Origin of the sequence: Streptomyces sp. NPDC096012, from assembly GCF_040426375.1 — a bacterium.
In the GTDB taxonomy this organism is placed as follows: Bacteria; Actinomycetota; Actinomycetes; order Streptomycetales; family Streptomycetaceae; genus Streptomyces.
On sequence record NZ_JBEOTD010000011.1, the window covers coordinates 181,720 to 192,802 of the forward strand.

Genomic DNA, 11,083 nt, shown 5'->3' on the forward strand with positions numbered 1-11,083 from the left:
GAGAAGGCGACGACCGATGAGACCCCTGGGGACCGGCGACCCGATCCGCCTCGGCCCGTACCGGCTGCTCGGCGTGCTGGGCGAGGGCGGCATGGGCAAGGTGTACGTGGGGCAGGACCACGCGCGCACCGTCGCCGCCGTCAAGGTGCTCCGACCCGAACTCGCCCACGATGCCGGGCACGCCCAGCGGTTCGTGCGGGAGGCGCTGGCGGCCCAGGCCGTGCGGAGCTCGGGCGTGGCCGCCGTGCTGGGTGCACAGACCGAGGGCGGACGCCCGTGGCTCGCCACCGAATTCCTCGCCGGACCGACCCTGGACCAGATCGTGGACCAGCACGGCCCGCTGGACGATGCGAGACTGCGTGGCCTGGCCCTGTCCGTCGCCTGCACCCTCCGCGACATCCATGCCACCGGCTTCATCCACCGCGATCTCAAACCGCCGAACATCGTGCTCACGTCCACCGGCCCGCGGGTCATCGATTTCGGCATCGCCCGCCCGGAGCACGGTCTCACCCTCACGACCACCGGTCAGATCCCGGTCACTCCGGGATACGGTGCCCCCGAGCAGGTGCTCGGCCGGCGCGTCACCCCCGCCGCCGACGTCTTCTCCCTCGGCGCCGTCCTCGTGTACGCGGCCACCGGCAGGCGGGCGTTCGAGGGCACGCACGTGGCTGCCGTTCAGTACGAGGTCGTTCACGGCGAACCGCTCTGGCACGGCCTCTCACCCGAACTGCACGCCTTGATCGCTCCGTGCCTGGCCAAGGAGGCGGCGGCACGGCCCACGACCGAGCAGATCACCGGGGCCTTCGCGCCGCGCAAGAGGTCCGACACGGGGTGGAGGCGTGGACCTGTGGGCGATGCGATCAGGGAGCGGGAGCGTGAGGTACGGGAACTGACCGCGCCACTCCTGACGACGCAGGCCGGGACACCGCCGAGTCGGCGAGGACTGCTGACCGGGCTCGCGGCGGGTGGCACGCTGCTGGCGGCGACCGGTGGCACGGGGTGGTGGCTGCTGCGTGACGGTGGCCCGAGCCGGAAGGATCTGTTCACCATTCCCCCCGCGGTGCAGACACCGTCCGCACGCGTCCTGTCCGCCGACGCCGGCGACTACATCGTCGGTGACCAGGTGAAACCGCTCTGGCACCACAAAGGGGTCGTCGGATCCGATGCCCTGGCTCCGCTGCCGGTCCGGGACGTCGTCATCGCCGCTGCTCCGGCCGGTGGCATCGCGGCGTTCAACGTCGTCGACGGCAAACGCCGCTGGCAGACCTCGACTGTGGCGGCCGCGAGCCGCTGTCTCTCGCTCTCCGACCGTCTGCTCGTGACCGCTGACAAAGAGGGCACGCTGCGCACCTTCGTCCCGGCCACGGGCGAGCCCAAGTGGACGGCGCAGGCCGACGCCGCGGTGCTGCTGACCGCCGATGAGGAGGCCGTGTACCTCGTGACCAAGGACCACCGGCTGCGCTCGGTGGGTCGTTCCGATGCGAGAGTTCGGTGGACCGTGTCGATACCCGCCCCGTTTCGGGCGCACGTGTACGGCCAAGGCGCCGCCGACAGTGGAACGTTGGTCGTCTCGACCACAAATGGCCATGCCCTGGCGGTCAGCACGGAGACCGGTCGCTTTCGGTGGGCCTTGTACAACCAGGCGAGGAAGAAGCAGCTTGTCCCGGTGGCACGCGACGGCGTCCTGTACCTCAACGGCAAGTCGTTGTCGGCGCACAGGATTACGGACGGGAAGGAAATCTGGCAAGCGACGAACGAATATGAGATCCCGCCGGAATACGGTCCTGCCGAGATCTGCGGTGACTTCGTGTATTCGATTGTCGGCGACATGCTCACACGGTGCCATGTTCGCAAAGGCCAAGACCATCGGTGGGCGTCCTACGACTCGGCCGAGGGCCCTGTGGTGGTACAGGCAAGTGGCGCGTGGGTGGTCCACCAGGAGTACGACGTCACGAAGATACGCACCGTGAGCCTCGAGGACGGTTCGGAGGTCTGGACCTACGACTTGTACCACTTCCTGGGCGGCAAGATCGCCGTCAGCCTCGGAGCCGACGGCAACCGAGCCTTCGCCACGGCCAACAGCGATCTGATCGGGTTCCCGGTGTTCTGATTCCCGGCTTCCCGAGGCCTTCGCCTAGGCCGCGGGCGGCATCCGGAACGAGTCGGTGACACCAGATCCCGCCTTGCACTTGAGCAGGCCGGAAAGGGCACGGCTGGAGTCGTGCACGATTCGGAGGTTGTCCTCCCTTGCCGCGGCCGACGGTTCGTCCACCTCGTACCTGCTGCGAACCTCTCCTCGAACAAGCTGAGGCGTTCCGGAGAACTGTGCGCTGGAGCACTCGAAGTAGAGGACGGCGACCTTTGTGCCGGCGAGGGCCGCTTTCCCCATGCGGTACTCCTTGAAGAAGGAGGCAGACTTGCCCTTCTCGGGCAGTTCATGGGCCAGCGAAAATTGCACTCGGACGGAATCAAGCCCCGATGAGCGCTTGTAGGCACCGCAGAAGGTGAAGCCCTGACTGTCGGCCTTACCCTTCCCATACTGCTCCGCCAGTTGATCGACAGTCCGCCGCGGGTTGCCCAGGAAATCCGTTTCGGCTGAAGCGGGTATGCCGGCGACCCGCAGCATGGCTGCTTTGGCCTGCGCGCTCAGGAGCTTGTCGCAGGATGCCTCGGCGTGCTGATCAGAGGGGCCCTTGGGCTTCGTCCCCTCGTCCTGGCAGCCAGTGGCCATGAGCGCCACTGCGAGGAGCAGTGGTGCCATGGCCAGGCTTTTCACGCGCGGAAGGGCCCGGCTAGGCCTTCGGAAGTACACCACGCTGGCTCTCTCCATTGGTTCCCTTTGAGTAGCCGTCGTCCAAGGCTTCTTCGAGGTTCTGCCCGAAGGTATTGTCGTGGTGGATTCCGTGCTTGCTCATAAAGCTTTCCATGGGTGAGCCTGCTGCCTCTTGGCCGGCGCGATAGATTTCGCTCGTCTGCTCATGGATCGAGTTTGCGCTGTCTTGCTGCATCGTCTCGGCGCTATCACCGATCACGTTTGCGATCTGCTGTCCGATAGCGCCCTTCCCTGCATCGGTGAACACGGGGATGAGTGTGCCGGCCACGCCGGCCGCGGCCACCGGGGGGAGGAAAGCGGCCCCGGCGGCGATTCCCACGCCGGCGCCGAACTGGATCCAGCCCGTTTTCTTGCCCAGGCTCTTGTTGTAGGCATCGTCCGCAGCCAGTCCCTCGGCCTTGACCTGGTCTGCCCGAGACTGGTCGATGATCCCCTGTACCTGGCCACCGGTGCGGACGATCTCCCGCGCGTGCGACTCGTTGACGTGACCGTCGTGGACCTGTGCTTCCAGCGCTGTGGTTCCGTAGATCTGCTGAGCCGTGGAAATCTCGGAATATCCGTCCGGATGCTGTCCGACCGCGCTCAGGAACTTGATCGCATTGGATTCTCCGAACTGGGCATGACCATCGGAATGGGTGGGGTAGTACAGGCTGTCCGTGCGGTTCTTGTTCAGCGCCCAGTTCACGTCGTCGATATATCCGGCTCCCATGCGGCCGAGACTGTCGGAGATGGGCTCCTGGACCCTCTCCGGGTCGCCGTAGGCCTCCACGACCTTTGTCATGATCGCGGCCGAGGTGTCGTCACGCTTCAGGACGGGATGGGCGTCGTCATAGGCGTGTCCCAACGTGGCCGCTTCGAGGGCGTGTCCGAGGGCGTCCGGGCCGCTGTCGTGAACATGCGCGGCGGCGTCGCTGCCGGGTGCCACCAGACTGTCCGGTGGCCATTCGAAATCCTTCTTCGTCAGTTCGTCGAAGTAGGTGTAGCCGAGGGTGGCACCCTTCTTCACCGTGCCGTCCTCGTTGTACACCTTGGGCGTCATGTCGTCGGAGAAGAATTTCTTCACCGCCTCAGGGCTGTGTCCGAGTCCTTGCAGCACGCTGGTGAGCGGGTCGTATCCGGCTCCGTCCCTGCCTGACGGATTGAACCCCCAGTCAGTGTCCGCGCCCCCTGTGATGGGTTTGTTCTCCATGAAGAACTGGGGGTCCTTGTGGTGGAGTTGAACAATATGTTCCGCGATGGGGTTAATGAACGTGGGGTCATATTTCCCGTAACGCAACATTCCGCCCAGGATCTGGTATCCGTAGGGAGGGTTCGGGGCGTCGGGGTAGAGCGTGATCTGTTTGGTTCCCAGCTTCCTGAACTCTTCTCCCCAACTAGCCGAGAGATGTGGCTTGTTACCCGTGTCGGTTGCCGTAGCGAGTGAGACGCCCATGTTGCGCTGCAACTGCTTGGTCAGCTCCAGGCGCTTCAGAGTTCACACCAGCCCATCGCGCACTGTCGGCCTTCCGCTGCAGCCCACTCTCGGCTCTCGTCGCCAGATCGCCGAGTTTGTCCACGACCGACTTCCAGTCGGTAACACTGGCGGCCAGTTTGCCCAGATCGACTTCTGCCAGGTTCGTCATCGTGATGACGGACACCGTGACCCCCGTTACTTGAAGTACTTGTTCAGCGCTGAAGTCGGCACGGCAGAGCCGTCTGCCTGCTTCATGGACGCCGCAATGACGGCATCGTCATGCGTGTGCGTCTTCCGGGAGTAATTGAGGTGGTTGGAGATGTTGGCACAGGCCTGGAGGAGGGTGTCCACCTGATCCGTCCAGGTCCTGACCGTCTGGGAAAGGGCAGAACCCATGGCGAATCCCTGGCCCTTGAGTTCGTCTGCGGCCTGCGTCGTGGAGCCGTTCCCCCGTGGGCCGGCGCCCATACCGTCAATGTCCGCCTGGCTGCGAAGGGAGTCGTGCAACCGGTAAGCCTCATGGCCGATGGCACCTAGGTCGTCCTGATAGACCACCAGGTCTTTTCCGCTGCCGTTGCCGACGTCAGCCAGGTGGTTCAATCGCATCTGCGGCGACTTTTCCTCGGCTGCTTGACGCTTGAGTTGTTCCCACTCGTCCCAGGCCATGGATGCTTCTCCCCCGTGCACTGCGAAGACGGCTGAACGGAATCGACGCTAGGCGTATCGAGTCGGACCCGCAAGGCACATCGGCGATCTCGGTCGCGTCCGAGCGCTCGGAGGAAGTGCTTGGAACGCCTGATGTGCCGTTGCAGAGAACGCCTCAGTACTCCACATCCACCAACCCCGTCTGCACCAACGGCTTCCCCCGCTTCCGGGACACGAAGACGCCCCGGCCCGCCGGCATCGGACGGGGGCGGACTCCGCCGAGGACGTCGCCCTCGGCCGGGTCGCCGGCCATGACGAGGCCCTGGGCGCCGAGTTCCTTCATGCGCTGCATGAACGGCTCGTAGGAGGCACGCCCCGCGCCCGCGGAGGAGCGGGCGATGATGAAGCGGACACCCACGTCGCGGGCGAACGGCAGCATCTCCGTCAGGCCGCTGAGCGGGTTGCCGCTGGAGGTGGAGACCAGGTCGTAGTCGTCGATGACGACGAAGACCTGCGGGCCCCGCCACCAGCTCCGGTCCCGCAGCTGCTGCGCCGTGACGTCGGCCGTCGGCGTGCGGCGCTGCATGAGGTCGGCCAGCGCGGCCATGTGGTGGTCCATCTGGCTCGACATCGGGATGTACTCCGCCAGATGGGACGCCGGCGTCATGTCCAGCAGCGAGCGGCGGTTGTCGACCACGAAGAACTTCGCCTCGTCGCCGGTGTACCGCAGCGACAGCTGCCTGATCAGCAGCCGCAGCAGGTTGGACTTGCCGGACTCGCTCTCGCCGAAGACGAGGAAGAACGGGTCCTGCTCGAAGTCGAGGAACACCGGCTCCAGGTTCTCCTCGTCCAGCGCGAAGGCGATGCCCCGCTCCCGGAAGCGGTCGCCCGGCGGCAGCCCGACCGCCTCCAGCCGGCGCGGCAGCAGCCGCACCTTGGGGGCGCCCGGCGCCTGCCAGTGGCGCCCCACCTCGGTGGTGAGCGCGGCCGTCGCCTCGGCCAGGTCCGTGTCGGAGGTGAGACCGTCGATACGCGGCACCGCCGCCATGAAGTGCAGCTTCTGGGGGGAGAGGCCGCGGCCGGGAACGCCCGCGGGGACGTTCACCGCCACCTTGCGGTCGATCTCCGAGTCCATCACGTCACCCAGCCGCAGCTCCAGGCGGTTCATCAGGTGGTCCTTGAGGTTCGCCCGGACCTCCATCGAGCGGGACGCCGTCAGAACGAGGTGGATGCCGTAGCCGAGTCCGCGCGCGGCGATGTCCAGGACCGCCGGCTCCAGACCCTCGTAGTCCGTACGGAAGTTGCCCCAGCCGTCGATGACGAGGAAGACGTCACCCCAGGGCTGGTCCGTGACGGAGATGTCGCCACGGGCGCGCCGGGCGCGGAAGTCGGCGATCGAGGCGATGCCGGCCGTGCGGAAGTACTCCTCACGGTGGGTCAGGACGCCGTACACCTCGGAGACCGTACGGCGTACGCGCTCCGGGTCCAGGCGTGAGGCGACGCCGCCGACATGGGGCAGGCCGTCCACCGCGGCCATACCGCCACCACCGAAGTCGAGGCCGTAGAACTGCACCTCGTGCGGGGTGTGCGTCAGTGCGAAGGAGCAGATCAGCGTGCGCAGGAACGTGGACTTGCCGGACTGGGGACCGCCGATGACCTGCATGTGGCCGGCCGCGCCCGAGAAGTCGAGCATCAGACGGTCGCGGCGCTGCTCGTACGGCTTGTCGACCAGACCCGCCGGGACCACCAGGCGGCCCGCGCCCTCGTAGTTCGGCTGGGTCAGACCGCGGCCCTGCACCGCCGCCAGTCCCGGCAGCAGCGCGTCCAGCGACGGCGGGCTCTCCAGCGGCGGCAGCCACACCTGGTGCGCCGCCGGTCCCTGCGCCTCCAGCCGGCGCACGATCACGTCGAGGACCGTGTCGGCCAGTGCCTCGTCCACCTCGGGCTCGGACTCGGTGCGCTGCTGCGGGATCGCGGTGTACTGCACCGGCACCTCGGCGGCCGTGAAGAGCACCGGTCGCCGGTCCACCGGCAGCTGCCCGCCGGGCAGGGCCGTCCGCCGCGCCCCCGTGCGGTACACGCCGGAGACGTACGCCGCCTTGAACCGGACCATCTCGTCCGTACCGAACTTCAGGAAGCCGGAACCGGGGACGTTCGGCAGCTCGTAGGCGTCCGGGACGCCCAGCGCGGCGCGGGACTCCGCGGCCGAGAACGTCCGCAGACCGATCCGGTACGACAGATACGTCTCCAGGCCCCGCAGCCGGCCCTCCTCCAGGCGCTGCGACGCCAGCAGCAGGTGCACGCCCAGCGAGCGGCCGATACGGCCGATCTGGACGAACATCTCGATGAAGTCGGGCTTGGCGGTCAGCAGCTCGCTGAACTCGTCGATCACCAGGACCAGGGAGGGGATCGGCTGCAGCGGGGCACCGGCCGCGCGCGCCTTCTCGTAGTCGTGGATGTTGGCGTAGTTGCCGGCGTCGCGGAGCATCTCCTGGCGGCGGTTGAGCTCACCGCGGATGGAGTCGCCCATGCGGTCGACCAGGGTGAGGTCGTCGGCGAGGTTGGTGATGACGGCCGCCACGTGCGGCATCTGGGCCATGCCGGCGAAGGTGGCACCGCCCTTGAAGTCCGCGAGGACGAAGTTCAGGGTCTCCGAGGAGTGGGTGACCGCCAGCCCCAGCACCAGCGTGCGCAGCAGCTCCGACTTGCCGGAACCGGTCGCGCCGACGCACAGGCCGTGCGGGCCCATGCCCTCCTGCGCGGCCTCCTTCAGGTCGAGCATCACGGGCCGGCCGTCCTCGCCCAGACCGATCGGCACCCGCAGGCGTTCCGCGAGCGCGCGCGGGCGCCAGGTCCGCTTGGTGTCGACCGACGCGGCGTCACCGAGGCCCAGCAGGTCGGTGAACTCCAGGTTGGCGAGCAGCGGTTCGTCGTCGTCACCGCCCGACGCCACGCGCAGCGGCGCCAGCTGCCGGGCGAGCGCCTCGGCGGACTCGTAGGACAGGACGTCCGGACTGCCCTCGTACACCTCGCCGTGCCCGGACTCCAGGCGCAGCAGACCGGGCTGTACGACGATGGACAGGTCGCCGCCCGTCGTCGTGAGCTCGCCCGGCACCACCTCGAGCACGGTGACGCCCTGGAGGCCCTCCGGATTGGCGAGCACCGAGTCCGGCAGCAGGGACACGTCGTCCAGTACGAGCACGATGTGCGGCTCGTCCAGCAGCGGCGCGGCACCCGGGTGGAAGCGCGGCCGGCCGGACAGCCGGGCGGTCAGCAGGTCCTCCAGTTCGCGCGGGTCGGTGCCCATCAGCCGGCGCGAGCCCGCGCCGTCCACCGCCCCGGTCAGCTGGACGTGCGGCAGCCACTTCGCCCAGTCCCACTCGGGCAGCGCCTCCCGGCCCGCGGCCACCGCGACGACCAGGTCCTGCGGGGAGTGCAACGAGGCCAGCGAGCCGACCAGGGCGCGGGCGGTGGCCCGTACGGACTGCGGTTCGCCGCTGACCGTGACGTGGTAGAAGGCGCGCAGCGACACCGCCATCGGCAGGTCGCCGACGGTGCCGTGGGCGGCGAGGAAACGCTGCATCGCGCCCGCCGTCAGCGGTTCCAGCTGCTCGACGGGACCCGTCTCGGGAGCGATGAGCGGGGTCGCCAGCGGCTGCGGGCCCAGGCCGATGCGCACGTGCGCGAAGTCCTCGTCGCCGGGCCGCCGTTCCCACACCCGGCTGCCCTCGGCGACGAGCGCCCAGAGCTGCTCGGGGGAGGGGTGCAGGTAGTACTGCGCGTCCCGCTGCGTCCTCGCGGTGGTCACGGCGGACTTGCGCGTCTGCGACAGGTAGCTGAGGTAGTCGCGGCGCATGTCGGCCAGCTGTCCCTGGGAACCGCGGCGGAAGCGCACGACCATCGCGACGGACATCGCCACCGTGGAGGCGATCATGATCACGCCCATGATCTTCATGAACGGCTGACCGTTCGTGAAGAAGAAGACCACGGAACCGCCCATGCCCAGCGTGGGCAGGAGCTGCATCAGCACGCTCTCCTGGGGCCCCCGCGGCAATTCGGGCGGTGGCTGGACAGCGACCTCTTCCGTGGGCACTTCGGACGGAAGCGCCCTGGGGGGGCGCTTTACGACAATCTGGCTCACCGCTCACCAATTCCCTTGCCCGACCCAGGCGTTCCGCCCGCCGCCCCGTGTTCGGCGAGCGCAGGCCGCCGCGTGATCCTACTGAGTTCGTCCGGCGCGGGTGAGCGGTAGGGTGCCGGATGTTCGCGTGAGCACACGCCGAGCAGGCCGGACACACCGGGGCAAACCCCTCCATAGAGAGGCGGTGAGACCCCGGAAAACGGCCGTGCGGCACCCGCGCCGCCGCGCCCCGGGCGAACCGGCACGGGACCTTCACGACATAGACGCACCACCACCACTGAGGGGGAGCAGCAGGTGAGCATGACGGCCGCCGCCACCGGCGGACCCGGGACGGGAGCCCCTTCCGGGTCCGGCACCGGACTCGGCTTCTGCCGGGTCACCATCGTCGCGCCCGACAGCCGTATCGACGTGGCACTGCCCGACGACGTTCCGGTCGCCGACCTCTACCCGGAGATCCTCCGGCTGTCCCAGCAGAGCCCATCGGCCGGCGCCCCGGTCGGCTACCACCTCGTCCGTACCGACGGCACCGTGCTGGACAGCGCCCGCTCCTTCGCCGCCCAGCGCATCCTCGACGGCGAACTCCTCACCCTGCGCCCGTTCGCGGAGTCCCTGCCGCCGGCCGTCTTCGACGACGTCGCCGAGGCCGTGGCCGCCTCCGTCACCAAGCAGCACAAGCTGTGGAGCGACGACCTGACCCGCGCCGCGGGCCTCGCCGGCGGCGGCGTGCTGCCCGCCCTGCTCGCCTTCGTCGCCTGGACGGCCGACCCGCGGCACGACATGCACGGCCTGGCCGGCATCCTCGCCGCCGTCACCGGCGTCCTCCTGGTGGTGCTCTCCGCGGTGCGCGCCCGCGTCTACGACGACCGTGGCTCGGCCGTCGCCCTCGGCCTCGGCGCGCTGCCCAACATCGGCGTCGCGGGCAGCGGGCTGCTGCCGCTGAGTGACGGCGAGGGCGTCGGCAGACTCCAGTTCCTCCTGGCGTGCGCCGCCGTCCTCGTCGCCGCCCTGATCCTCGCCCTGTGCTCACCGCACGGCGACAGCCCCTTCGTCGCCTTCGTGTTCGCCTCGACGATCGCCCTGGTCGTCGTCTTCGTCGCGACCCTCACCGACTGGGCCCCCAGGGAGATGGCCGGCCTGTGCGCACCGGTCGCCGTCGGCGCGCTCGCCTTCCTGCCCGGCATGTCCATGCGATTCGCCCGGCTGCCGATCGGCTTCGAGAACCCCAGCGGCGGAGCCCCCCGTTCGGCGTACGGCACCGAGACCGCGACGCACGAGCCGGTGGACATCGTGCGCATCGAGGCGCAGGCGCGGCGCGGCCACGAACTCCTCGTCGGACTGGTCGGCGGCTGTGCGCTGCTCGCCGTCGGCGCCTCGGCCGTGCTGGGCTTCTCCGACGACGTCTGGGCCCAGCTGCTCGCGTTCGTCACCGGAGTCGCCTTGCTCATGCGCGCCGGCCTCTTCCGCTACACCGCCCAGGTCGCCTCCGTGCTGGTCGCCGGCCTCGCCGCCCTGGTCCTGCTCGGTCTCGGCCTCGCCCTCAACCCGCCGCAGCACATCATGCGCGCGGCGCTGGCCGGCCACCGTACCGACCTCGACGTCCGTACCGTCTGGATGGTGGCGGCCATCGCCCTGGCCACGGCGCTGGTGACGGCCCTGGGCCTGATCCTGCCGCGCGGCGGACTGACCCCCTTCTGGGGACGCTTCCTGGAGATCTGCGAGGGCTTCGTCCTGCTGACCCTGATCCCGGTCACCTTGGCCGTCTTCGACGTGTACGCGAAAGCCCGCGCCATGACCAGCTAGACCCGCGGGCACGACCGGCCGGGAAGCCGCGGGCACGACAGGTCCGGCACCCGGGCAGGACGACCGGCTCGGCACCCGCGAGCACGACCGGCTTGTGCCGGACAAAGCTGAAGACACACGACCGGCTTGTGCCGGACAAAGCTGAAGACACACGACCGGCTTGTGCCGGACAAAGCTGAAGACACACGACCGGCTTGTGCCGGACAAAGCT

At 68.8% G+C, this 11,083-nt stretch carries 6 protein-coding genes; 2 read left to right on the plus strand and 4 right to left on the minus strand.

Going from position 1 to position 11,083, the window contains the following annotated elements; translation table 11 throughout:
• Window positions 1-16 precede the first annotated feature (16 nt).
• Window positions 17-2,110, plus strand: coding sequence for a protein kinase domain-containing protein (locus ABVB68_RS14450; RefSeq protein WP_353601377.1), 2,094 nt, complete (start codon window positions 17-19; stop codon window positions 2,108-2,110).
• 24 nt (window positions 2,111-2,134) lie between these two features.
• Here the strand turns inward: ABVB68_RS14450 and ABVB68_RS14455 are convergent, their stop codons facing one another.
• The 4 genes from ABVB68_RS14455 to eccCa form a co-directional block, all read right to left on the minus strand.
• Entirely contained in the window at window positions 2,135-2,761 is a 627-nt protein-coding gene (locus ABVB68_RS14455) for a hypothetical protein (protein ID WP_353601378.1), read from the minus strand.
• A gap of 31 nt (window positions 2,762-2,792) precedes the next feature.
• Complete coding sequence (locus ABVB68_RS14460; protein ID WP_353601380.1) at window positions 2,793-4,277, minus strand: hypothetical protein; 1,485 nt, start codon at window positions 4,275-4,277, stop codon at window positions 2,793-2,795.
• 204 nt (window positions 4,278-4,481) lie between these two features.
• The gene (locus tag ABVB68_RS14465; RefSeq protein WP_353601381.1) at window positions 4,482-4,952 is read right to left on the minus strand and encodes a hypothetical protein; all 471 of its coding nucleotides are present in this window, start codon (window positions 4,950-4,952) and stop codon (window positions 4,482-4,484) included.
• Window positions 4,953-5,106: 154 nt separating this feature from the next.
• Complete coding sequence (gene eccCa / locus ABVB68_RS14470) at window positions 5,107-9,072, minus strand: type VII secretion protein EccCa (protein ID WP_353601382.1); 3,966 nt, start codon at window positions 9,070-9,072, stop codon at window positions 5,107-5,109.
• 300 nt (window positions 9,073-9,372) lie between these two features.
• Here eccCa and eccD point away from each other — a divergent pair, with 300 nt between their 5' ends.
• Entirely contained in the window at window positions 9,373-10,872 is a 1,500-nt protein-coding gene (eccD, locus tag ABVB68_RS14475; RefSeq protein ID WP_353601390.1) for a type VII secretion integral membrane protein EccD, read from the plus strand.
• Window positions 10,873-11,083: the final 211 nt, after the last annotated feature.